A 24652-nucleotide genomic window follows, 5' to 3' on the forward strand; every position below is an offset into this window, starting at 1 on the left:
AACTTACCTCATTCATTTATCTATTAATGGTATTATAACCTCACTCCTAGAACTGTAATATCGTCCCTTTGAGGAATATCTCCCATATGCTCATTCAATGCATTTTCTAAAGCTGATTTTTGCTCTAGCATCGGTTTATCCGCATTTTCTAAAAGTAAATCTGTCAATTTTACTTTACCGAATTTCTTACCATCTTTATTGTTTTGATCTTGAAGACCGTCGGTAGTTAGATAAATAGATGAACCTGCTTTTGCTTCTACTTCTTTATTCGTGAAACTTACTTTTGATGATTTTCTTCTATGTACACCACCAATCGATTTGTTATCACCTTTTACTTCGATTAATTCAGTTCCTCCTGGCTCTTTGATGAACAACGATCGTTTCGCTCCAGAGAAGATCAATTTAGTTTCGCCTGAGATACTCTTCTCAATCATCACTAAACAAACGTCCATACCATCGTCATTACTCTTGTTTTCTTGGTGAAGGGCGTCGATTACACCTTCGTTTAGCATATCAAGAATTTTGGCAGGATCGTAAATACCTTTCTGGTTAATGATCTCGTTCAATAATGTGTTACCAATCATCGACATGAAACCACCCGGTACACCGTGTCCAGTACAGTCTAAAGCTGCAATAAATATTCTTTCTTCTATATCCGTTTTACTGAACGATAACTTATTCAGTTTCTCATCGATCTTAGTAAACCAGAAGAAATCTCCCGATACAATATCTTTAGGCTTAAAGAATACAAAGTTTTCCAATAGACCTGTCTGAATCTTCGCATTGGAAGGAAGAATGGCTCTCTGGATCGTTTGTGCATATCGAATGGAGTCGGTAATACTCTTGTTCTTGTTATCAATCTCTTGATAAGCGTTGGCGTTGGTTAAGGCAATTGCACAGTAAGAAGCAAGTGTTCTCAAGATGTTCAACTCGTTTCTTGTATATGCATGCTTGTTATAACTCTGTACCGTTAAAACACCTAAGTTTTTCTCCGTGATTAGTGGCAAGTACACCAACGAGTTTGGACGTTGAGAAGTTCTGAATTCCGGTTCTTGTCTCAAGTAATTATCAATCTCATATTCATAATCGTTGATCACAATTTCCTCACTCGTTTTATAACAAAGAGTAGTTAAACTATTTTTTGCTGATAAATCAGTACTAAATAGAGGAAGAGTTAAACCATTTTCCAAGAAATTGATATACTCGATTTTATCATAATTCTCACGGTAAATACCAATACCAAACACCGCTGCATCCATTAAGGTATTGATGTATGCATAAGCTGTCCAGTTAATTGATTCCAAATCAAGAATCGCGGTAATTTTCTGACCGAAGTCCGATAGTACCTGAATGTTATCGTAAGCTTTTTCAATTTGTGAGTTGGCCGCAGATAATTCGTCTCTTTGTTTTTCAATCTCCACATTCTGACCTAAAATCTCCTCGTTTTTAGAGGCTAATTTCAAGTTCTTTCTACGGTTTTGGAAGTAACCAATGATAATCAAGACCATCACGATGAATAACAAACCAAACATGCCAAGGTAGATTCTCTTGTTTTCTTCCTGCTGCTTAATTTTGTTATCACGGATTTGCTTATCTCGTTCAAGGAGTTCTAATTCTCTTTGCTTACGTTTCGCATCCGTTTCGTTTTCCTTAATCTTTAATTCGTTTACCTTCTTAATTCTTTGAAGTTGAGAGTTTTCTTTGGCAATCTGCTCAGCTTCTAAGGCTGTCATGGTTAACTGAAGTTCCTGTTGTTGCCTCTTTTGCTCAAGTTCTTTCTGAATAAGTTCTTGTTCCTTAATGTATTGCTCACGCTGCATGATCTCAAGATCTTTGGCCTTACGAGCATTCTGTTCTTCCAAACTTTTCATGGTCGCTTCATTCACCTTTTGGTTCATGATAAGAAGGTCAATTTCTTTTTCCTTTTTCTGAGCTGCTAAACGGTTTTCAGTGATTTTCTTAAGCTTAATACTCTCTATTCGAATCAAACTATCTTTTAAAGAAAGTCTTCTTGATAATGTATTATAGGCTCTCTTGTAGTCATTCATCGAACGGTAGATATCTGAAATGTGTTTCAAACTTTTTTCCACACCCGAAATATCTCCTGCTTGCTGTGCCATTTTACCACTTTTTTCGTAGTACTTAATGGCCTCTTGAAGGTTGCCTCTACCTGTGTGTACAGAAGCGATATAAGAATAAACTACTGCAATTTCTTTAGGTTTTCCTCCTGCTAATCTAATTTTTAATACATCGTTGTAGGCCTTAAGTGCTTCACCATATCTTCTTGACTGATTGGCCTGTGTACCAATGTTCATCAATAGAGTAGCACTTTTTTCTTCTGGCTTACCTAGTTTTCTGTTAATTTCTAAGGCCTTCTTAAAATATTGTAAGGCTTTTTCTGGCTTATGTAAACGTACGTAACATACACCGATATCATTCAGAGGTACAAATTTACCCTCTTCATCACCTAGTTTTTCTTTGTTAGCAAGAATTTCTTCGTTGATATTTTTTACAGTCTCGTAGTTTTTTCTTGCCATTTCGATACTGGCAATCTGAGCTAAAGCTGTGTTATAGGCCTGCAAATCGTTTGGATCGTGGTAATATGCCTCTCTTTCTTTCAGATAATCTGCCCCTTTTCTGAAATAAAATAATGCACGGTCATAATTTGCTAATCGCTGATAGGCATTACCCAATAAACTCCATATCTCTTGCTGACGTTTTTTATCATTCATTCTTTCGGCCACTCCCAATGCTTTGACCATGTATTCAATTGCATTTTCGTAAATACCCCAGTCTTGGTATAAGAAACAGATATCAGAATAGGCATCATATAAAGAAACGTCATCATTCACCACCTCAAAAATCTTAATCGAGTTAATACCGTACTCAATGGCGGTATTAAAGTCTCTTTTAAGTTTATACATGGTAGATTTTAAAAGTAAAGCATTTGCTTCTCCCAAACGGTATCCAATTTTTTGAGAGATGTTGTAAGCTCGATCCGTTGTGATTTTCATCGCATCGAAATTACTCTGCTCCAGCTCTATTCTAGAAAGCTCAATAAGTTTATCTACCTTCAATTTTCCATCAGGTAGTGATTTTATCTTTGTCTTCAGTTCATTTGTGTTTTGTGCATGGGTTTGATTAGTAAACGCAAGAAGACTGATGAGGACAAATGTTGTAGTAATTAATTTCTTCAAAAACATAGGCTTACCGTGAATTCGGGACAAAAGTTGAGGCCATTGATTAAAAAATGGTATATCAATCTGAAAATCAGACTCATTCCACCTCACACTTACAATTTAAACATGATTATATAATCATTCCAATTATTAGTATGATTTTATGTGCAAAAATCATGACGAAACATGATTTGATCATCAAAAAAATTCTATTTACTTAATTCTTCCATAAGAGGTTCTAAAGCCTTACGTAGGGTTTTATGATTACATGAAAAATTATTTATGATTATCGTAAATACTAAAACGTCATTATTTGTTTTAATATAACCTGCATAACTTCTCACTCTTCTCATAGATCCACTCTTTCCTAAAATCTTTCCTTTTGCCCCATTATAGCGACAAAAATACTTTAAGGTACCTGATTGACCTGTTTTAGCAAGAGATTTTTCAAAGTCTTCAAAGTAGTCTTTTTCTTTAATTCCAATTAAAAAATCGACCATATGACTAGCAGAAAATGCACCAAAAGGTGACAAACCACTACCATCTTCAAGAAATATTCCTTTAGAACTACCACCCAGAGAGCTCACAAAATCTATAACGCTTTTTGTTACACTATCAGGTAGAATAGAATTCTTTTCTTTTATAGTAACGGTCTTTGCTAGCGCTTCCGCATATAGATTGATACTTTTTTTATTTGTTTTATCAATAATTTTAGAAATTGGTATGGATTTCACCGATGTCAACTCATGTAAATCAGTAAGTTTACTTTTATGATAAATCACTTCAATACACCCTTCACCAATAGATACGCCCCTTTCTACTAAAGTGGTTTTCAACATATAAATTGCATGATAATCAGGATCCGTCACACCGCCTTTTACCTTAAAGTTTTTACGATTAGGAGGTAAAGTTCCTCTAATAATATGACTATTTGAATAAGGAGAAGAGAAAATAAACGAATTGTCACCCGTTCCTTGTTCTCCCGATAAAACATCAGCTTCTACGGTTAAATAAGGCGTTTTAGGTGTTATCGAAACGATTTCAGCTTTTTCTCCAGTATTACCCGTATTCAAATAAATATTATAGATATTATCATCAATATTTAAGCTATTGACACCTGCTCCATAATAGTTTCCTAAATCTTCCCAAACCCATTTATAAGGAGTGGTTTGTTTACCATATAGGGTAGCATCTGCCACAATTTTTCCTGTAATCTTTTTCAGATCGGGTAAACTTGCAGCAATAGCACTATCCAATTGAGCCAATCTTAAGGTCGGATCTCCACTACCATGAATAATTAAATTACCATCTAATACACCATTTTGATAACTCCCTGAATAAGAAATTTTAGTTTCGTACCTATAATTACTCCCCAATTTATCAAGTGCATTCGCTGTGGAAAATAACTTAGTAATGGATGCTGGTGTTAAAGAAATATTGGATTGATAGTCATAATCGAAATTCTTATTTTTTATTGAAGTTACTTTAAACGATACCGAGGCACCTTGCATCCATTCTTTGGAAAGCAATAGTTTCAATTCTTTATCAACTAATTGATGTTTATTTTGAGCAAAACTTTGAACAAAACAGAAAAAGAGGCCAAAGAATATCAGTTTAGTAGAATCTATATTCCTATTAATATAATTATTCATCATAGATCTAAAGATAAATTCGTTTATAATACAAAATCTCGGTAAATTTGAGCCTACAATTTCATATATTGTTAGCCGTATGTTTGCCTACATAAAAAGTAACCATTAATGTTCCAAACATACCCGAAATAATAATAAATTAGAAACAAGATTAAATTTAAAACACAAAACGCTTGATAGAAAAAGTAATTCCATTAGAAGATGTTGCCTTAGTAGATTTTTTAGGGGTAGATAATAGCAACATCAAAGAGTTATCAACTGCATTTCCAAACAGTAAAATAATTGCGAGAGGTAGTGAAATTAGAATTCAAGGAACAAGTGCCGAGATTATTAAGGTACATAAGGCCATCAACGAACTTCTTATTCATTATAGAAAATTTGGAAAGGTAACCGTTGATAATATCCTTGATTATGTAGAGATGAATGCCGACTTACAGGATGCAGATGTTAAAGATGAAATTCTGTTGTACGGTGCAAAAGGAATTGCCATTCGTCCTAAAACAAGTAATCAACAAAAATTAGTTGACGCAGTAAAGAAAAATGACTTAGTTTTTGCTTTGGGACCTGCAGGTACCGGTAAAACTTATGTGGCTACTGCATTAGCTGTGAAAGCGTTAAAAAATAAACAAGTAAAAAGGATTATTATTTCCCGTCCAGCAGTAGAAGCAGGGGAAAGTTTAGGTTTCCTTCCAGGTGATCTAAAAGATAAAGTTGATCCTTATTTACGACCTATTTATGATGCTCTTGATGATATGATTCCATCAGAAAAACTTAAATTCTACATGGAAAACAGGGTCATCGAAATTGCACCTCTTGCTTATATGAGGGGTAGAACCTTAAGTAATGCTTTTGTATTGTTGGATGAGGCTCAAAACACCACAGAAATGCAAATGAAAATGTTACTGACTCGTCTTGGCTTAGATTCTAAGATGATTATCACTGGTGATATTTCTCAAATTGATTTGCCTCCAAGACAAAAATCGGGTTTGGTTACAGCATCAAGAATTCTGGAGAATGTACAAGGCATTAAAGTACTTCACTTAAGTCAGAAAGATGTGGTAAGACACCGATTAGTTAAGAATATCATCTCTGCGTACAAACGTTTTGATGATAAAAAGAAAGAACAAAAAGAAGAAATCAAAAAAGATGCTCAGAAATAAAGAAGTACGCATACCGTTACTTCTCATCTCCATAGCATGGTTTCTCTATGCCTTGGAGTTATCTTTAAACATACAACTTTTCCATCTTGGTATATACCCAAGAGAAAGGTTAGGGTTTATTGGTATATTTCTTCATCCTTTCATACATGGTGGTTTTAACCACATATTCAGTAATACCATTTCTTTTGGGATATTAAGTTTTGCACTTTATTATTTTATCCCAAAGGTGGCCGACAAAATATTAATACAACTTACTATTTATAGCGGTTTTATGGTATGGCTATTCGCACGACCTTCTTTTCATGTTGGGGCAAGTGGTATTATTTATGGCATAGCTTCGTTTTTGTTTTTTATAGGGTTATTCCAAAAAAATCCAAGATCATTAATTGTCTCATTATGTGTCGCTGTATTATATCACGGCATGTTAACAGGATTGGTACCTAACGAAAAAGGAATTTCATGGGAGTCACATTTATCAGGCAGTATTGTTGGTTTTTTTCTAGCCTTTTTTTACAGACACGTAGAAACCACTTTCTCCCAAAAAGTGCATACAGACTTACAACACGATTTATACAAAGAAGGCTATCAGCCTTTGGAAAACGAGAACATAAAGTATCATTATACTGAAATAGATAAAAAGAAAACTAAACAATAAAAATATGATCCTTAATCTAATCAAAAGGTTTAGGGTACACAAAGAAGCTGAACCACTCATTTGGCTTAAAAAAGTGTTCTTCTATACCATAGGGATTAATCTATTGTTTGCCATACTTTTTAAATACATCGAATCCGTAACTTGGAACGAGGCAATATGGCAAACATGGCAAACTGCCACTACTGTAGGCTATGGTAATGCACCTGCTGAAACACTCGCAGGAAGAATAATTACAATGCTATTAAGTACAGTAAGTATTGCTTTTGTTGGTGCGTTATTTAGCGCCGCTTTCGATTACAAAGAATTTTACAAGACTCAAAAAAAATTAGGCTTTATGAAAAATCCACATAAAGACGGATATATCATTTTTAACTTTCCGGGGAATAATGTAGCAAAACATTTTATCGATGAACTAAGAGTAGTTGAAAAGTCGGTGGGGATTTGTTTTGTTGATGACAATATCAATGAGTTACCTGAAGAAATAGCACACTTACCTAATATACATTTTATTAAAGGGTGTCCTCTTCAAAAAGAAACGTATCAAAAAGCCGAAGTTCAAAATAACAAAACAGTAATTGTATTCCCTGTGGATGCTTCAAAATCTAATTCTGATGGAAGCACGAAAGTCACTTTAGATTTACTTGAACGTTTTGTAGATACTTCTAAAACGAGACTATTATATATTCTTGTTGACATGGCGAATCTTTGGATGTTCGAAAAGAACAAAGCCACTTATATCAGCTCTGATTTATCGGTATTGGCCATAGTACAAGAATGTCAAGATCCATATAGTGCTTTAGTCATCGAAGATTTACTCTATAATACGCAAGGTGCCAACCCTATGACGGTAACTGTCGACAAGATTGCTGGCATTTCTTGGAAAGAGTTACAACTATCTTTATTTCAAGTTTTAGAAGGTACAAAACACAGTTGTAACCTTTTAGCTATCATCAGAGATGGTCAAAGTAATTCGTGTCCAGAAGCTTCTGAAGTACTCAAAAAAGGGGATTTATTATCTTTAGCAACCTATTTGGACTTCCCATGGGAAGAGATCGAAGCGAAAATTCAAGCCTTAACTATTGATAGTCAATAAGAATCATTTAGAAATCAATTTAATTATTTTTGGAAATCATTTTCGTTTTATATAATTCTTGATTATATTTGCGATCCGAAATAGGAATAGAATTTGAAAATACCTTATTAAAAGGAGAATATAATGATCGAAATTAAAGTAAAAGACAACGAGTCTATCGACCGTGCTCTTAAGCGTTTCAAAAAGAAATTTGAAAGAACAAAAGTACTTCGCGAATTACGTGGACGTGCGTACTACGAGAAAGAATCTGTTGCAAACAGAAAGAAAAACATTAAGACTGCTTACAAGATCAAAATGAGAACTGAAGCAGGTGCTTAATTAGTACTGTTCTATTAAAAGCCTATCATATCTTTATATGATAGGCTTTTTTTGTTTGTTTGATTTTCAAATCAACAAGAAATATATTATTTTGAAGAAGAGATAGAATGAACCACCGCTGGGTTAATTTAAAATTTTGATTTAGACCATTTTACTATCTCCTACTTTTTGATTTTGGGAATGATGCCTTTCTAGGTAGGATTTCCCTCTTAACAATAATAACGTTTAGTTTATCGTCAAATGAACAAATCACTACAATCTTTCTTAGCGTATTTACAGTATGAAAAGAAAGTGAGTGAGCATACTTTAACAGCTTACACTATCGATTTAACCCAATTTGAAGATTACTTAACCAAGGAACAAGAGGACTTTCAAATAGATCGTGCTAATAAATCAGAAATTAGGCTATGGATTGCTTCTTTAATGGATCAGAAACTTAGCGCTAAAAGCGTTAACCGAAAAATCGCATCTTTAAAAAGCTTTTTCAAATACTTGCGTAAAATCAATATCATTGATGTAGACCCTGCCAAAAGTGTACATTCTATCAAAACTCCCAAACGTTTGCCACAATTCGTAAAAGCAAGCGAGATGGAGTCCCTCTTCAATAAGGATACTTTTGATACATCTTTCGAGGGAATTAGAGATAAATTAATTTTAGAATTCCTTTATGGAACTGGTTTAAGAGCTTCTGAGTTATTAAGTATAGAAGTGAATGATATCCATTTCAGCAGCCACTCGCTCAAAGTGATGGGGAAACGAAATAAAGAAAGGATAGTACCACTACATCAAGTTTTAATTGAACAGCTCAAAAACTATTTAAAAGAAAGAAATTCATTTGATACAACTGCATTATTCGTCAATAACAAGGGTACCGCCTTGAACTACCCTCAACTATATCAATTAGTAAAAAAGTATTTGAGTCTACACACGACAACAAGTAAAAAAAGTCCTCATGTACTTCGACATTCTTTCGCGACAAGTATGCTGGAGAATGGTGCTCAACTAAATGATATAAAAGAACTCCTTGGGCATTCGAATTTATCTGCTACTCAGATTTACACTCATTCTACTCTAAAAAGAATGAAAAACATTCACGCTCAGGCACATCCAAGAGGAGGACAAAAAAAGTCTTAAATCTGATCAAAATATCTTGAAAAAATACAACTAATGTGAATGAAAACCGTTATATTAAATATTAATAAACGGACGATAATTCACTTTAAGGACAAGGTATTTATTATCAATAAATTGCGTTTTTAAGGTAATGAAGGCATCTTTTGGTTTATAAATAAAATTTTTCACAACACATTTTAAACTGTAAGAATATGAAACTCGACATCCAATCAATACATTTCACAGCAGACCAAAAGTTAATCGATTTTATTCAACAAAAAGTAGACAAATTGGAGACTTTTTACGATCGATTCGTAGACGGGGAAGTATTCCTAAGAGTACAAAAAAATAGTGACAATAGTCGAGACAATAAAGTTGTGGAAATTAAGCTTCGCATTCCAGGTGATACACTTGTTGCTAAAAAACATGGCGTATCTTTCGAAGCTGCTACTGATGAAGCAACAGAGTCTTTAAGACGTCAAGTAAAGAAATATAAAGAGAAAATATTAGACAAATCAGGCGCTTAGTCCTGATAAAAACGCATAAATCCTTAAAGTTGTAAAAAGATGCCGAAGAGGTTGTTTCAAAAAAATTGAAGCAACCTCTTTCTTTTTGCAAACCTTTGAAAGTTTGGAAAACAAAAACCTCCACATCTCGAATATCAAGATGGGAGGCTCAGTAAACGAGGATATAAATAATACCTTTACAGTATCGGTTATTATACATTATAATATCCTGAGTACTGAATAAATTCTTATCTGCCTAAGTTCTACGAACTCAGGCTATAACCTTGTTTGAAGATCAATTTTGATGACCAATATTAACCATAAATACTGGAGTTCTCACTATCCTTTAAGAGGATTTAATATAGTCTAATATTTGTTTAGCTTTCTACAGAAAGTATTAAATTTATTTACGATTATTTGGCTTATACTTAGACTTTTGCAGAATTTTCCGAGCATCTTTTTCCTTCATCAAAGAGACGAAATCTTGCTCCTTGTTATTCCTTAAATAACTTTCTACAATTTGCCAACCTAACCATCGACCTAATCTACCGGGACTATCGCCAGAAATCTCTGATGTCGTAGGTCGATCATCTACATATCTTTTTACTGTCATTCGTTCTGACTTGTACAACAACTCGTTTTCTACGAAATGACTCCATATATATCCTTCATTGTATTGAACTTCGTAAAGCTCTCTTTTACTATACCCTGCCTTTATGGTATCAGGTAGGTATGGCATTGCTCTATCCACGAACTCGTAAGCTTTACCCCAGGCAACCATCTGAGCCAAAACCGTTCTATCTCTATCATTTACCTGATTAAAACGATTTGATAATATCTGTACAGTAAAAGGGACAATATACTCTGGTGTATAACGCTTTAAAATGTATCCTGGCGTTTCTGGAACTGTAAAAGTAGCTGTTGGTCCCGTGAAGTAATCAATACCTAACACAATCATGTCTCCGAAATCAAGAACATCTCCACCAAAACCCCAATTTCCAAATCCTGATACACTTGTATATACCTTAGGAACCTTAAATTCTGGATAGTAATACTTTATATACTTAAAAGCATCTTCTAATTGCTTTCTTTCCTTTTCAAAATCGCCATAAACGTTTTTAGCATCCATTCTTAACGTATCGTTTTCTGGCTTGGATAAGAAGTCGTATAATGCTTCTACTAATACTTCTCTTGTAGGATACAATCTTGCTTGAAGGAAATACTTTTGCTCAATTTCTGGATTTTCCACTAGATATTTCACAATCTGATCTCTAGTTTCTAAAGCGAAAAGTTCGTCTTCAAGGTGACGTACTTCGACATTCACTTCAATAGATGAAACATCTGGAATCGTTTCTTCATTATCAGTGCTACAACTATAGAATGATAATGTAAAAAGTAAAATAAGTAGGTAAGTATATTTGTACATTTTTATTCTCAAAGTGCTAACACCCACGATTGAAATCATGGGTTGGTGATAAATTGATTTTGACAACACTAAAGTATTGTCAAAATTAGGTTAAAACTCAAATTTATCTCGACTTCAGTCGATATATATTCAACCTTTATTAACCCATGATTTCAATCATGGGCTTAGAAGAACTTGTTTCTAAAATAAACCCTTTAAAAATCTATAATCAAAAGTTATACAAAAAAACCTCTTGCATGGAATACAAGAGGTTTTTTTTGAATATTTTAAACTCGCTTACACAAAAGCAAAGAATACTAACCAAACTACAATTAAGATACTAAATAAGATTGGTAAAGAGTATCTTAAAATGTATCCAAAGAATGATGGCATCTCAACGCCTGATTGCTCTGCAATTGATTTCACCATAAAGTTTGGACCGTTACCAATATAAGTCATCGCTCCGAAGAATACTGCTGCAACAGAAATCGCTAATAACTCTAATTGTGCTTCATGATTCGGTGCTCCATTGACGATACCATTCGTAAAGTCTAATACTTGCTGTGCACTGTTAATGTCTGCTCCTTTAGAAGCCATTGCAGCGGTTAAGAAGTTCAAGTATGTTGGTGCGTTATCAAGAATTCCAGATAATGAACCTGTTGCCCAATACAGTGTATTGTGTGTAATTAGAGGTGCTCCTGCATCAGATGCTGCAAATCCACCGACTAATTCTAAGGCTGGCATCATTGTACCGAAAATACCGATAAAGATAAATGCTACTTCTCTAATTGGTTCGAAGTTGAATTCGTTACCTTTAATCGCTTTTTGATCAGCAAATTTATAGGATAAATATGCTACTGAAAGCATAATAATTTCTCTGATGAATGAGAATAATGTTGCTCCTTCATGGTGTTGTAAATCACTTAAGAAACCAATTGACATTCCTTCGTGTGTTTGAAGAATACCTGGTAACCAAGAGATTTTTGATGGATCGAAGAATACTGCTGCTACTAAAACTGCTAACCAAGCAAAGTTCTTAGAACCAGTAATCGTGATTTTATTTGAGTATGTTTTCTCTGTTTCTTCATCAAAAAGCAAGTTCTTTTTGTTGACAAAACGTCTATCGAAGAAGAAGAAAACTACCGCCAACATTGCAATTGTAAATGCCCACATTGGTACTGAGTGAATCAAAGTCCACTCAAACGGCACTCCTTTAAGGAAACCTAAAAACAATGGAGGATCACCAATTGGAGTTAAAGCACCACCTACGTTACTTACAATAAAGATAAAGAATACTACATGATAAGGTTGGATTCTTTCTTGATTCAGACGCATAAACGGACGAATCAATAACATAGATGCACCTGTTGTACCGATAATGTTAGAAATAACAGCACCGAATACCAGTAATATTGTATTAGCTAGTGGTGTTCCTTTTCTATCTACATTAATCATAATACCGCCTGAGGCGATATATAAACCAGATAAAAGTGCAATAAATTGGAAATATTCAAAGAAAGCATGAATAGGACCATGTGTATTGTGCAATCCAAAAATGTAATAACCAACTACAATAGCAGCTAGTCCAACGGCAACTTTTGGATAATTGTGATGCCAAAACTTTTCGTAAAATAAAGGACCTGTTGCGATCATAATCAATAAAGCCGCAAAAGGGATTACCGACCATGGAGCAGCTTCCGGATGTCCACCTCCAGATGCAAACACAGGTGACACTCCTACTGTCAACCCTAAACCGAGCATAACAAAAAGAAGTAATATTTTCTTTTTCATAATCTTAACTTAATTCTTAACTACCTATTCTCTTGGTGTAATTAGTCCAAGAGACCTATTTGAATGTTAGTTTGTACTAATTTAATTGTTCGTTAATTTTCCGCCCTCATTGAAAATCATACACACACTTATAGTACTGACATTTAATTGATGTATCCGAAAACCCATATAAATATTGGCTCCCGGTTTCTTAACGCTATTTAGGAAATATTACTCTCATAAAACAATGATAAAATTCAGCATATTTTTTTTTGCTTATAAATTTACTGACTATTAACATATTTTTTTGAGAAATTAATAAGACCCTATCTTACATTTTAAATTATTTCACATTTTATCGGCATCTTGTTTACATATCTCTAATATCACTTTATTGACACTTAATTTTATTATATCCCTCTTCGTTCAACATTGAGGTAAAAATCACCTCTCCTTTAGTGTTAATGTACATGACAATATGTAAGCGAGCTTGATGAATGTATTGCTGAACCTTAAATAATGGTGCTTTTAACGTACCTATATTATCTATCTCCTCAAACTCCGGATAAATGATATCACCATATAAAGAGTGATACGCCCCGTATTTATTTCCTTTTTTATATTTCAACCAAAAAGAATCTTTATCCTTTTCTATAATCTGATATTCCTCGCAAGTCATCTGAATATCATTTTTCGATACATCCAACAACTTCCACTGTTCATCCTCTAATACAAATACTTTTGAGGAATCTAATTGTAGCAACTGCATATCATCATAATAGAAAGAAGCTTTTTTTACATTGTTGATATCAAACAGCCCTTTCTTTCCTCCTTTTTGACCTAGCCATAAAGCCACCCCTTTCTTTCTTAAAGTAGTCGCGACAATGGCTTCATCAAACATAGGTGCTATTTGATGTTGGTTTCGAGTATTATAATATCCAAACTTCTTTTTAAGTCGTAAACTCAGCTCATTTCCATCACCTTCAATTGCATCGAAACCTTGACTGAGTATTCTTTTTCCTTCTAAATTATAGAGATACATCAAGTTGCCATATTTGGCTACCACTGCATTTTCTACAATCCTCATCGAAGAAAACTGCGGAGTCATCACCTGATGTCCTTTTTCATTAAGCAATGCGTATTTTCCATTTTTCTTAGATTTTGCCACAATAAATGGAACTTCAACCGAATCTTGTGGAACATAAGTCACATTCCACTCATTGTATTTATCGAGAGCACAAACAATTCCAGTAGTAAATCGAACAAAAGTCTCCTTATTTAACTCGTAAACAATATCTGCAGTATTTCCATTGAAATACATGGTATCAGCAGTGGTTCTAAACAAGCTATCTCCTACCCAATTGTACGATTTCCATTCGGCACTATCCTTAGAAATAAAACCTTTTTCATATTCATATGGGTAGTTTAAACTATCAACCACTATTTGATTCTGATAATTTAACATTGCATATATGCTATCGTTTCTTACCCACCAAAAATTGTGTTTTTTCACATCTTTAACTTCATCGTAAGCATCAGAATACTTTTCTCCGTTAGGCGTATATAAACTCCACTTTTGATATTGTTTTAAGAGAAACCAAGAATCGTCTATAATCTTATAACTATTATAGACAAAATCTTCTGATGTACTCTTTATTTTCCCTTCAAACACATCGTCTTCACTGTACATTGCCCAACGGCCCTTCTCCATTACCAACATTCTATTTTCTGATAATTGGATCAGCTGACCTGCTTCTATTGGAAATTTAAGTGTGCCGTCTGAAGATATTATACCCCATCTATTTTTTATACGAACACCATACAATCTTCTGCTTAACTGAATAATCTGATCGTAAGTAGGTGGCACCCACTCGCCTTCTCCTAAACAGTAAAGTCCTACCTTATTATTTGATGTTACCGTATAAATTCCTTTTGAAATAAATTCTACTTGATTGTATTGAAAAGGGATCATCACCTTCTCAAATCGGTCAATAAGTCCTCTTTTTCCTGTAGAATCTGATAACAACAGAAATAATTCATTGGTACCATGACAATTATAAGTCACATCAGCTTCTTTGTATTTTGCAGGAATTTTTAGGGTACCATAGTTATTGATAAACCCAACATTACTATCAATCGCTACGGGGATTTTAGTATAGTCTTTATCTTGTAAAAGTTGAGTGTAGTAATCATTTTGCTCCCAATCTGTATAAGTCTCAAGTACTGATTTCTTATCATCAGACATCAAAAACAATTGAAAAATAGCTGAACTTGCACGTTTAGATGAGGGATAATCACGAATAAAATACTCATAGGCTACTTTTGATTTATTTTTTGTGAGTATCCAATACAAATCCCTTTCTACCTCCTCTTTATAAGGAGAATTTGGATGTTCCATCAAGAACAATCGTAAAGATTTCTCGTTGGCGTCTTTGGTCTTGTGTTGAAAAACTAGCTTTTCGTATTGTTCCAAAGCAACAGCAGCTTGTTTGGCATCAGGGTAACTTCTTAAAAACAGTTCATACGACTCGTAAGTATGCGTTCTTTTAGCATTTTCAAATCCCAGACTATCTCTTTTATGAATAGCTTGAGGCAAGATTAAAGAATGAGGATATTTCTGAACATAGGTCACAAACGCTTCTTCCGTATTTTGGCTATTCGCTTGCTTATAAGCAGTTGCTTCGACATAGGTAATCCATGTTTTAATAGAATCGTTATTCACATATTGTTTGATGAACTCTCCTTTTAAATCGTCGTTCGCATTCCTCCATAAAGTATCTGCCGTTTGTAGGAATTGATAAGCTGTATCTAAATCAAAGACCTCTTTATTTTGAATATAATAAAGTCCCCAAACATAATTTAAAGCGGCACTTTCGTCCAACTCCCCATTTTCTTTGATAAGCTTTTTATAGATTTTCTCGTATTCTCCTTTATTAGACAACTTCCAAAAACTTCTAGCATTTTGAGCGAATAATTGTCCTGAAAGAAAAATTAATAATATTGTAAGTATTTTTTTATGCATAGTGAAATACAATCTTTTTCAATTGTCGCCGGTTACTTGTTTTCATCTGAATGTATTTAAATCAGATTTCTAACATGATCAGGATAACCGTTCTACAATGATCATTTCTCCCCTCGTTTTCATTCGCAAAAGTAAAACGTAATATCTTTAATTTCTAAAAATCACTCCTATCTGATAAAATATATAGCATAAAATAACCTTCATCTTATAGGTAAAGTCTAGTTTTTTAAAAAGTTTAATAGAAGTAATTCAATAATTGTGTTGAGATTTCATCTCTTAGCTTAACTTTGTGGTAATTTGAACCTCTAAAACTTCCTAAAATACAGGAAGTGGAAATTAATTGTGTTGATGTCAAAGTTTAGACTTCCATTTTTTATATCTAAAAGGTATTTCCTTTCACAAAGAAACATCAAGAATATACCTTTGATGTTGTTGACTTTAGTGTTGCAAATGTCTTTTGGGCTTGTGATCTTTCTTGGGAAGGCTATTGGTGTGCTGTTTACTTTTTCTCCAAAAAGAATTCGTAAAACCTATAAAGGAATGGCGGAACTATTTATCCGTCAAAACTTTATTCAAACTTTATCTAACATCGCAATGGTGGGTGTTGGCTTCGGTACTGCCGCTTTGGTGATTGTGCTTTCCCTATTTAACGGTATGGAAAGAACGTTAACAGGAATGTTTAATCGACACAATCCCGAACTAAAAATTGAGGCCACCTTTGGTAAATCTTTCCCTTACGAATGGACGCTAAGAAATAAAATCGAAGAAATTGAGGGAGTAGAAGCAATTACTGAAGTGATTGAAGACAAAGTCTTGATTTTATACAACAACAAGCAAAAAGTCGTCAACATGAAAGGTGTTAGCGATAATTTTGCGATTCAAACACAAATTGACACCACCGTTGTATTAGGAACCAATACTCTTTTTAATAACGATAATCAATACGCATTGGTCGGTTCGGGAGTATATCAAGAACTTGGGTTGAGGCTTAGAGACAGTATGTATCCCCTCCAATTCTGGTATCCGAAAAGAAAAGGAAAATCTTCTTTAGACCCTGCCAAGGCGTTCAATAAAAAAATCATACAAGCTGGAGGTGTCTTTGTGGCAGAACCTCAGTTTGATCAATCTACTGTTATTGTTCCTATCAAATTTGCTAACTCATTATTGAACTATGGAAATTTAAGAACAGGGCTAGAAATAAAAGTAGCAGATGGGTACAATGCCCACCACGTAAAGAAATTACTAATAGACAGTATTGGTGATAAATTCACCATTAAAACTCGACCAGAACAGCAGTCTCAAGTTTTAAGAGCATTAAAAATTGAAAAGTTCTTTACCTATGGAACTTTTGCCCTTATTCTAGGAATCGCCTCATTCAACGTATTCTTTGCATTAGCAATGCTTTCCATAGAAAAGAATGACGATATGAATGTCTTAAAATCTATGGGAGCGACGAATGGAATGATCCGTAAAATCTTTGTTTTTGAAGGTAGCTTAGTGGCGGTATCAGGAGCTATTTTTGGGTTGATTTCAGGTTACACATTCTGCTTTATTCAAGAGAAATTTAAATGGATTAGCACCGGTGCTAACAACGGTATTCTTGATGCTTATCCCGTAGAAACGAGATGGCAAGATTTTCTTATCATCTGTATCACAGTCACCACAATTACATTACTCGCTTCGGTCATTCCGGCGAGAAATGCAGCAAAAAATACAAGGAGATAGAATAACAAAGTGGAATTAACACTCCGTTATTATTAATTCATTAAATTTGTATCAAAATTTATATCAATTCCCTAATTACCATTTACATTAATTAAGGATTTATCAATATATCCAATCGTTTGACATGAGTCTAAAAGATCAAATAAAAACATTAGTTCAAGAAAACTTAGAAGAGATTGTAGCTAACAGACATCATCTTCACGCCAATCCAGAACTTTCTTATCAAGAATTCGAAACCGCTAAATTTGTGGTAGAAAAACTAAAAAGTTATGGCATTGAAGTACAAGAAGGTGTGGCTAAAACTGGTGTAGTTGGTTTGATCAAAGGAAAAAATCCAGACAAAAAAGTGATTGCCTTAAGAGGTGATATGGATGCACTTCCAATTACTGAAGCCAACGATGTTCCTTACAAATCAAAAAATGAAGGAGTAATGCACGCTTGTGGTCATGATGTACATACGACATCATTATTAGGAGCGGCAAGAATTCTTAACTCCATCAAAGATCAGTTCGAGGGAACCATTAAATTGATATTCCAACCGGGTGAAGAAAAACTACCTGGAGGTGCTTCTTTGATGATCAAAGATGGTGCTTTACAAAACCCAGAACCTACAAAGATTATTGGTCAACACGTTATGCCATTTATCGACTGTGGCAAAGTAGGTTTTAGAGAAGGAATGTATATGGCCAGTGCCGACGAGATCTACTTTACAGTAAAAGGTAAAGGTGGACATGGTGCAATGCCAGAAAAAAATATAGATCCTGTAGTAATCACATCACATATTATTGTGGCATTACAACAGATTGTGAGTAGATACGCTGCTCCAAAAATTCCATCAGTTTTATCTTTTGGAGATGTAAGAGCAATTGGTGCTACCAACGTTATTCCTAACGAAGTTAAAGTGCAAGGTACATTCCGTACCATGAACGAAGAATGGAGAATGGAAGCACACGAAAGAATTACTAAAATTGCAGAAGGCATTGCAGAAGGTATGGGCGGATCTGTAGAAATGGACATTCAAAAAGGATATCCTTTCTTGGTGAACGAACCCGAATTAACTAGACGCAATAAAGCTGCTGCCATCGAGTATTTAGGTGAAGAAAATGTAGTGGATCTAGACATTTGGTTAGCTGCAGAGGACTTCTCTTACTACTCTCAAGAAATGGATGCTTGTTTCTACCGTTTGGGTACTAGAAACGAGGAAAAAGGCATTATTTCTTCTGTACATACTCCAACTTTTGATATCGACGAAGATGCCTTGCAAATTGGTGTTGGTCTGATGGCTTGGTTGGCGTTGTCGGAATTGAATGCATAACCTTTAATTTTCCCACGATTGAAATCGTGGGCTAGTGATATTTGATTTTGAAAACACTGAAGTGTTATCAAAATTTTTAAGAATACCTTGATGTTGTTAAACTTCATCAAGGTATTTTTTTCTGACAATTTTTCAGTTGAATTTTACAATATCAGAAGATTACGTAGTAGAATCTCACCTTTGTCAGTAAAATGCCGACAAAATGACCCAGAATGTCAGTTGGCAATATTGTTGATAAAAACGGAGTGTGTATTTCAACCAAGAAATAATTACGAAAATGGCAGAAAATAAAGAACAAGACAATATTGAAAATAAAGAAGAGCAAGTAACTGAGGAGTCTCAAGAAACTACTGAGGATACTGCTTCTGAAAATACAACTGAAGAAACTAAAGAAGAAGCAGCTGAGGAAGCTTCTGAAGAACTTTCTGAGGTAGACAAATTATCACAAGAACTAGCAGAAATGAAAGACAAATATCTTCGTCTTTACTCTGAGTTCGACAACTTCCGTAGACGTACTTCTCAAGAGAAATTAACGTTGCAAAAAACGGGTAGCGAGAAAGTGATGAACGCTATTATTCCTACTATTGATGATTTCGAAAGAGCAATTGCCAATACAAAATCAGATAATGAGGAAGTAAAGCAAGTACTTGATGGTGTAGTGATGATCAAAGATAAAATGTTGAAAACACTAGAAGGTCAAGGATTAAAGCAAATGGAAGATGCTACTGGTAAAGAGTTGAATACTGATTACCACGATGCAATTACTCAAATTCCAGCACCAACAGAAGAATTTAAAGATAAAATCGTTGATGTGGTAGAAAATGGCTACATCCTAAACGATAAAGTGATCCGCTACGCGAAAGTAGTTGTAGGACAATAAGAAAACACACAACGATGTCTAAAAGAGATTTTTACGAAGTACTCGGCGTTTCTAAAGATGCTTCAGGAGGAGAAATTAAAAAGGCTTACCGTAAAGTAGCCATTAAATATCACCCAGATAAAAACCCTGGGGATACTGAAGCAGAAGAAAAATTTAAAGAAGCTGCAGAGGCTTACGAGATTTTAAGTGACGACCAAAAAAGAGCGCAATACGATCGCTTTGGTCACCAAGCTTTCGACGGATCTGGCGGATTCGGCGGCGGTGGGGGTGGTATGAATATGGAAGACATATTTAGCCACTTCGGTGATATCTTCGGCGGTGGTGGAGGAAGCCCATTCGGCGACTTCTTCGGCGGCGGCGGTGGCGGAAGACGTCAGCGTAAAGGTTCTAACTTAAGAATCAAGCTTAAAATGACTCTTCAAGAAATGGCTCAAGGTGTGGAAAAGAAAGTCCGCATTAAGCGCTATACTTCTTGTGAAGCATGTAACGGTACTGGTGCGAAAAACGGTACAGACATGACCACTTGTAATACTTGCCACGGTTCTGGTCAGGTACAAAAAGTAGTCAACACCATGTTGGGTCAGATGGTATCTAATTCTACTTGTCCTACATGTAATGGTGAAGGAAAAATCATTAAACACAAGTGTGATAGCTGTGGTGGTGAAGGTAGAGTATATACTGAAGAAGAAGTGTCTATCAATATCCCTCCAGGGGTAGATGATGGAATGCAACTTTCTATGAGAGGAAAAGGTAACATGCCTAAAGGTGGCGGAGTTGCTGGAGATCTTTTGATTGTGATTGAAGCCATCGAAGACGAACATCTTCATAGAGATGGAGAAAACATCCATTACGAATTACACCTTAGCTTTGCTGATGCAGCTCTTGGTACAACAGTAGAAGTTCCTACTTTAACCGGTAGTGTTAAAGTTCCAATTGATGCTGGTACACAAAGTGGTAAAGTATTAAGACTAAGAGGTAAAGGTATTAGAGATATCAACGGTTATGGAGTAGGTGATCAACTGATTCATGTATCAGTATTTACTCCAGTAAAATTAACTTCTGAGGAAAAAGAACTTCTGAAGAAATTAAAAGAATCGAAGAACTTTAATCCTTCTCACGAGCACAAAGAAGAAAAGCGTAAGAGCTTCTTCTCAAGAATGAAAGACTTCTTTGCTCAATAATTAGAAATCAATATCAGATATTCTGATAACTATATTGGCATTACTCAATTCTTTTGGGTAATGCTTTTTTTATTCCTACTCTTTTGATAATGGTATTATTAAGGCATTATAAATCATATTTATTACTGTTGTTTATCATTAAATAGCGTTAATCATAAGTGTAGTTTTAAGCCTCTCAATCAAAATATTGTATCTTTGTGGATTACAAGCCTTTGTTTGTTGAAAATTATTTTTTCTTTCATCAAAGGATGATAATAAAAGCTGAAAGATGTTCACTCACGAAACACAATTAAGGATCTGTTATGCAGATACAGATCAAATGGGATTTGTTTATTATGGTCATTATGCCAAGTTTTTCGAGATCGGAAGAACAGAATCTATTCGATCTTTAGGCATGACCTATAAGGAGATGGAGGAAGATGGAGTGATGCTCCCTGTTTTAGAAAACTTCTCGAAATACATAAAACCTGCGAAATATGATGATCTAATCACTATTCGCACCAAATTATTGGAGTTGCCGAAAGTGAAACTTCAGTTTGAATACGAGATATACAACCAAGACAATGAGTTGTTACATACAGGTTGGACAAAACTAGCCTTTATGAGTAAAGATACTTACAGACCGTGCCGTGCTCCTCAAAAGTTTTTGGAGCTCATTGCGCCGTTTTTTGTTGAACCAACAGAAGCTTAAGTGAGTAAAAATAAAATACATAATAAGATCCGAAATCACGATCGTTATCAAAAGCTGAAAGAAAAATTAAATTCTTCTAGAGTACCTCACACTGAAGTCTCTTTTTATACTTTTGGTAAAGCTTTGATTCATAGAGTAGATCAAAATGATTTATTGCAAAGAGGACAGGCCATTGGCTTTAGCTTTAGTTTGGCCATGCTTCCGTTTATCATTTTCTTCTATACCCTAATTTCATATATACCATTCGATCAATTCGATAGCATTCTTCAGATTTTTAGAGAAGAGATTTTGCCTCATTATGTGTATCAGGCCATTGAAGGACCAATACAAGATTTAAAAGGCAGGTCGAGAGGTGGATTTCTCTCCTTTGGTTTTATTGGTGCAACCTATGTGGCCACAACGGGTATGAGGACACTTATGAATGCTTTCAATAGTTGTTATCATCTAGAAGATAAGAGAAGCTATCCGATGCAGTTTATGACGGCATTAAACCTTACTCTCTTATTTCTGCTTACTTTATGTGCTTCCTCATTACTGCTTATTTGGGGAAAGCATTCCTTAGAGTATTTACATGAACACGGTTTCCTCAATAATCAGTTTACTATTTATAGTTTACTAATCCTTCGATTCCTTATTGTGGTGTTGATGTTCTTCTTCAATATTGTGATGATTTTTAGATATGCCCCAAGTGATCAGCTGAAGAAAAAGATCTTCACTCCTGGATCTATTGTGGCTACCACCTTGTCCATTTTGGTCTCCCTCCTATTTGGAATATATTTAGACACCTTTAATTCATACGATATCCTTTACGGTTCCTTGGGTGCCTTTATGGGAATGATGGGCTGGGTTTTCACCATCGCTATGATCTTACTTATTGGTTTCCAAATCAATACAACTATAGAGGAAGCACAATTATGGTCGGAATCCAATCCTCCTGAAGAATTCAGATAAAATAATTTAATTTTATTTGTATTTTTTATGGATTAAGGCTTTGGAAAATTAAAATCAACCGTGCATATTTGCACACGTCAAATGACACAGAGAGTTGGCAGAGTGGTCGAATGCGGTGGTCTTGAAAACCATTGTACCGCGAGGTACCGGGGGTTCGAATCCCTCACTCTCTGCAACTAATAAGGCTTCAGAATTTTCTGAAGCCTTTTTTTATTTTCAATTTTTGAGATTAGATTTTTAATTAAAAGCCCAAAACAAGATTTCCAACAAGCTTGAACTCTTTAAAATTTCAATAAAAAACAGTGAATTTGATGCATCCTTTTCAGTCAAATTCACGTATATTTACATAAGTGTCAAATTACTAGAATAAATATTAATAACATGTCAAGAAAACTCGTAAAATCAACAAGAAACTCCGTCTTAGCGGGTGTTTGTGGTGGTATCGCAAACTACTTTAACATTGATCCAGTATTACCTAGATTAGGATTTGCAATTGCAACTGTCGTTGGTGTTGGATCACCAATTCTAATTTATATAGTCGCTGCATTAGTGATGCCAAAAGATGAATTAGAATTCTAAAGAATTGCATAGAAAAAAGGGTAGATTTTTAAAAAAAACATCTACCCTAATTAAATATAAAAGGTTGTTTTATAATGTGGTCAACAAGATGTTGCAATGCAACGTCGGTACGTTAAACCATTTTATTATAAAACAACCTTTTTGTATTTAATCACTTATTCTATTTAAAAAGGCATCGGCTAATCACTAATTTTTGTATTTCCGATGTTCCTTCTCCAATAGTACAAAGCTTACTGTCGCGGTAATATTTTTCTACAGGATAGTCTTTGGTAAAACCATATCCTCCAAAAATTTGTACTGCCTCATTGGAAGTACGAACAGCCACTTCAGAAGCATAGTACTTTGCCATAGCTGAAGCTTTATTGATATCCTCTCCACGGTTTTTCTTTTCAATTGCTTCTTTAATCAATAAATAAGCCGCTTCTACTTCTGTTGCCATATCAGCCAATTTGAAAGAGATTCCCTGAAAATGAGCAATCGGCTTTCCGAATTGTTCTCTCTCTTGTGCATATTCAATCGAACATTTTAAGGCACCTTTGGCGATGCCATATCCCAATGCTGCAATAGAAATTCTACCACCATCTAAAATTTTCAAAGCCTGTACAAAGCCTTCTCCTACCCTGCCAAGTACATTTTGCTTTGGTACTTTACAATCGGTAAATATCATTTCGGTTGTTTCGGAAGAACGCATACCTAGTTTCTTTTCTTTACGACCGCCTTCAAAACCAACGGTGCCTCGTTCAACGACAAATGCAGTCATCGCATGCTTATCACCTTTATCACCGGTTCTTGCCATTACCACAGCAATATCTCCGCTTTTGCCATGAGTGATAAAGTTTTTGGCTCCATTCAATAACCAATAATCGCCTTTATCTTCAGCGACAGTCATCATGTTACCGGCATCAGATCCTGTGTTGGGTTCAGTAAGTCCCCATGCACCGATCCATTCTCCGGTTGCCAATTTAGGTAGCCACATTTGCTTTTGGGCATCGTCTCCAAACATCAAAATGTGATTGGTACATAAAGAATTGTGTGCTGCCATGGACAAGGCAATACCCGGATCGAAGTAAGCCAATTCGGCAATCGCAGAAACATAGGCATGATAGCCTAATCCTGAGCCTCCATACATTTCTGGAACGAGCACTCCCATGAGTCCTAATTCACCCATTTGATGGAATAATTCTTTAGGGAAGTGTTCGTCGTCGTCCCATTGTTCTCTGAAGGGAGCAATGTGTTTTTCTCCAAATTTCCTGACCGAATCTTCGATCATCTTTTGTGTTTCAAAAATATCTTGAATCATGTGTTTAGGTATAGTTAGTAAGTGAAATCAAGGCAGAGACCTTTAATTCTTGATTATTTATTTCAATGATTTAATTATTTCTGCGTTTTTGGTTGTAATAAATTAAGAATTAAGATTTTAAAAATTAAATTTATGGAGTGGTATTTTTCATATTTTT

General features: G+C 34.8%; 19 protein-coding genes and 1 tRNA gene. 14 read left to right on the plus strand and 6 right to left on the minus strand.

All coding sequences use genetic code 11. The features are described from left to right. Positions 1–32: 32 nt before the first annotated feature. Both MY04_RS13595 and dacB read right to left on the minus strand, forming a co-directional pair. On the minus strand, positions 33–3197 hold the full coding sequence (locus MY04_RS13595) for a tetratricopeptide repeat protein (protein WP_183363982.1): 3165 nt from the start codon (positions 3195–3197) through the stop codon (positions 33–35). Positions 3198–3388: 191 nt separating this feature from the next. Beyond that, entirely contained in the window at positions 3389–4834 is a 1446-nt protein-coding gene (gene dacB, locus MY04_RS13600) for a D-alanyl-D-alanine carboxypeptidase/D-alanyl-D-alanine endopeptidase (RefSeq protein ID WP_066210368.1), read from the minus strand. Positions 4835–5004: 170 nt separating this feature from the next. On the opposite strand from dacB, the gene MY04_RS13605 reads away from it, so the two are divergent. The 6 genes from MY04_RS13605 to hpf all read left to right on the plus strand — a co-directional run bounded on the left by MY04_RS13605 (position 5005) and on the right by hpf (position 9697). Then, on the plus strand, positions 5005–5991 hold the full coding sequence (locus MY04_RS13605; RefSeq protein ID WP_066210371.1) for a PhoH family protein: 987 nt from the start codon (positions 5005–5007) through the stop codon (positions 5989–5991). Further along, a complete protein-coding gene (locus tag MY04_RS13610) occupies positions 5978–6646 on the plus strand; it encodes a rhomboid family intramembrane serine protease (RefSeq protein ID WP_158297700.1) in 669 nt (222 codons plus the stop codon). The genes MY04_RS13605 and MY04_RS13610 overlap by 14 nt, the downstream gene beginning before the upstream one ends. A 4-nt stretch (positions 6647–6650) precedes the next feature. Beyond that, positions 6651–7739, plus strand: coding sequence for a potassium channel family protein (locus MY04_RS13615; RefSeq protein ID WP_066210375.1), 1089 nt, complete (start codon positions 6651–6653; stop codon positions 7737–7739). A gap of 123 nt (positions 7740–7862) precedes the next feature. Beyond that, on the plus strand, positions 7863–8057 hold the full coding sequence (gene rpsU, locus MY04_RS13620) for a 30S ribosomal protein S21 (protein ID WP_066210377.1): 195 nt from the start codon (positions 7863–7865) through the stop codon (positions 8055–8057). A gap of 240 nt (positions 8058–8297) precedes the next feature. Beyond that, positions 8298–9191 carry a tyrosine-type recombinase/integrase gene (locus MY04_RS13625; protein WP_066210379.1) on the plus strand — a complete coding sequence of 298 codons (894 nt, stop codon included), beginning with the start codon at positions 8298–8300 and terminating at the stop codon, positions 9189–9191. Positions 9192–9382: 191 nt separating this feature from the next. After that, positions 9383–9697: a ribosome hibernation-promoting factor, HPF/YfiA family gene (hpf, locus tag MY04_RS13630; protein WP_066210380.1), complete on the plus strand. Its 315-nt coding sequence runs from the start codon at positions 9383–9385 to the stop codon at positions 9695–9697. 382 nt (positions 9698–10079) lie between these two features. Here the strand turns inward: hpf and gldB are convergent, their stop codons facing one another. The 3 genes from gldB to MY04_RS13645 form a co-directional block, all read right to left on the minus strand. After that, entirely contained in the window at positions 10080–11102 is a 1023-nt protein-coding gene (gldB, locus tag MY04_RS13635; RefSeq protein ID WP_084005880.1) for a gliding motility lipoprotein GldB, read from the minus strand. A 276-nt stretch (positions 11103–11378) separates the two neighbouring features. Continuing rightward, positions 11379–12842 (minus strand): sodium:proton antiporter, encoded by a 1464-nt coding sequence (locus MY04_RS13640; RefSeq protein WP_442899788.1) that lies wholly within the window; start codon positions 12840–12842, stop codon positions 11379–11381. A gap of 400 nt (positions 12843–13242) precedes the next feature. Beyond that, positions 13243–15873 (minus strand): WG repeat-containing protein, encoded by a 2631-nt coding sequence (locus MY04_RS13645; RefSeq protein ID WP_066210384.1) that lies wholly within the window; start codon positions 15871–15873, stop codon positions 13243–13245. Positions 15874–16221: 348 nt separating this feature from the next. On the opposite strand from MY04_RS13645, the gene MY04_RS13650 reads away from it, so the two are divergent. The 8 genes from MY04_RS13650 (at position 16222) to MY04_RS13685 (ending at position 23195) form a co-directional block, all read left to right on the plus strand. Beyond that, positions 16222–17598 (plus strand): ABC transporter permease, encoded by a 1377-nt coding sequence (locus MY04_RS13650; protein ID WP_084005881.1) that lies wholly within the window; start codon positions 16222–16224, stop codon positions 17596–17598. Positions 17599–17722: 124 nt separating this feature from the next. Beyond that, the gene (locus MY04_RS13655) at positions 17723–18913 is read left to right on the plus strand and encodes a M20 metallopeptidase family protein (protein WP_066210385.1); all 1191 of its coding nucleotides are present in this window, start codon (positions 17723–17725) and stop codon (positions 18911–18913) included. A 277-nt stretch (positions 18914–19190) separates the two neighbouring features. Beyond that, complete coding sequence (locus MY04_RS13660; RefSeq protein WP_066210387.1) at positions 19191–19793, plus strand: nucleotide exchange factor GrpE; 603 nt, start codon at positions 19191–19193, stop codon at positions 19791–19793. 14 nt (positions 19794–19807) lie between these two features. Further along, positions 19808–20974 carry a molecular chaperone DnaJ gene (gene dnaJ / locus MY04_RS13665; protein ID WP_066210389.1) on the plus strand — a complete coding sequence of 389 codons (1167 nt, stop codon included), beginning with the start codon at positions 19808–19810 and terminating at the stop codon, positions 20972–20974. A 268-nt stretch (positions 20975–21242) separates the two neighbouring features. Further along, entirely contained in the window at positions 21243–21665 is a 423-nt protein-coding gene (locus tag MY04_RS13670) for an acyl-CoA thioesterase (protein WP_066210391.1), read from the plus strand. Then, entirely contained in the window at positions 21666–22616 is a 951-nt protein-coding gene (locus MY04_RS13675) for a YihY/virulence factor BrkB family protein (protein ID WP_066210392.1), read from the plus strand. Between the two features lie 88 nt (positions 22617–22704). After that, a tRNA-Ser gene (locus MY04_RS13680) sits at positions 22705–22789 on the plus strand. A gap of 208 nt (positions 22790–22997) precedes the next feature. Then, the gene (locus MY04_RS13685) at positions 22998–23195 is read left to right on the plus strand and encodes a PspC domain-containing protein (RefSeq protein WP_066210394.1); all 198 of its coding nucleotides are present in this window, start codon (positions 22998–23000) and stop codon (positions 23193–23195) included. A 160-nt stretch (positions 23196–23355) separates the two neighbouring features. On the opposite strand, the gene MY04_RS13690 is transcribed toward MY04_RS13685, so the two are convergent. Further along, positions 23356–24495: an acyl-CoA dehydrogenase family protein gene (locus MY04_RS13690; RefSeq protein WP_066210395.1), complete on the minus strand. Its 1140-nt coding sequence runs from the start codon at positions 24493–24495 to the stop codon at positions 23356–23358. Positions 24496–24652: the final 157 nt, after the last annotated feature.

It is taken from the genome of Flammeovirga sp. MY04, assembly GCF_001682195.2.
In the GTDB taxonomy this organism is placed as follows: Bacteria; Bacteroidota; Bacteroidia; order Cytophagales; family Flammeovirgaceae; genus Flammeovirga; species Flammeovirga yaeyamensis.

What these genes read in the sequence shown, in the direction of transcription:
- MY04_RS13660 (WP_066210387.1), top strand. Translation starts at nt 19,191, where the DNA reads ATGGCAGAAAATAAAGAACAAGACAATATTGAAAATAAAGAAGAGCAA.
- MY04_RS13690 (WP_066210395.1), bottom strand. Translation starts at nt 24,495, where the DNA reads ATGATTCAAGATATTTTTGAAACACAAAAGATGATCGAAGATTCGGTC.
- MY04_RS13645 (WP_066210384.1), bottom strand. Translation starts at nt 15,873, where the DNA reads ATGCATAAAAAAATACTTACAATATTATTAATTTTTCTTTCAGGACAA.
- MY04_RS13640 (WP_442899788.1), bottom strand. Translation starts at nt 12,842, where the DNA reads ATGCTCGGTTTAGGGTTGACAGTAGGAGTGTCACCTGTGTTTGCATCT.
- MY04_RS13610 (WP_158297700.1), top strand. Translation starts at nt 5,978, where the DNA reads ATGCTCAGAAATAAAGAAGTACGCATACCGTTACTTCTCATCTCCATA.
- hpf (WP_066210380.1), top strand. Translation starts at nt 9,383, where the DNA reads ATGAAACTCGACATCCAATCAATACATTTCACAGCAGACCAAAAGTTA.
- dnaJ (WP_066210389.1), top strand. Translation starts at nt 19,808, where the DNA reads ATGTCTAAAAGAGATTTTTACGAAGTACTCGGCGTTTCTAAAGATGCT.
- MY04_RS13625 (WP_066210379.1), top strand. Translation starts at nt 8,298, where the DNA reads ATGAACAAATCACTACAATCTTTCTTAGCGTATTTACAGTATGAAAAG.
- MY04_RS13685 (WP_066210394.1), top strand. Translation starts at nt 22,998, where the DNA reads ATGTCAAGAAAACTCGTAAAATCAACAAGAAACTCCGTCTTAGCGGGT.
- MY04_RS13670 (WP_066210391.1), top strand. Translation starts at nt 21,243, where the DNA reads ATGTTCACTCACGAAACACAATTAAGGATCTGTTATGCAGATACAGAT.
- MY04_RS13650 (WP_084005881.1), top strand. Translation starts at nt 16,222, where the DNA reads ATGTCAAAGTTTAGACTTCCATTTTTTATATCTAAAAGGTATTTCCTT.
- MY04_RS13655 (WP_066210385.1), top strand. Translation starts at nt 17,723, where the DNA reads ATGAGTCTAAAAGATCAAATAAAAACATTAGTTCAAGAAAACTTAGAA.
- dacB (WP_066210368.1), bottom strand. Translation starts at nt 4,834, where the DNA reads ATGATGAATAATTATATTAATAGGAATATAGATTCTACTAAACTGATA.
- gldB (WP_084005880.1), bottom strand. Translation starts at nt 11,102, where the DNA reads ATGTACAAATATACTTACCTACTTATTTTACTTTTTACATTATCATTC.
- rpsU (WP_066210377.1), top strand. Translation starts at nt 7,863, where the DNA reads ATGATCGAAATTAAAGTAAAAGACAACGAGTCTATCGACCGTGCTCTT.
- MY04_RS13615 (WP_066210375.1), top strand. Translation starts at nt 6,651, where the DNA reads ATGATCCTTAATCTAATCAAAAGGTTTAGGGTACACAAAGAAGCTGAA.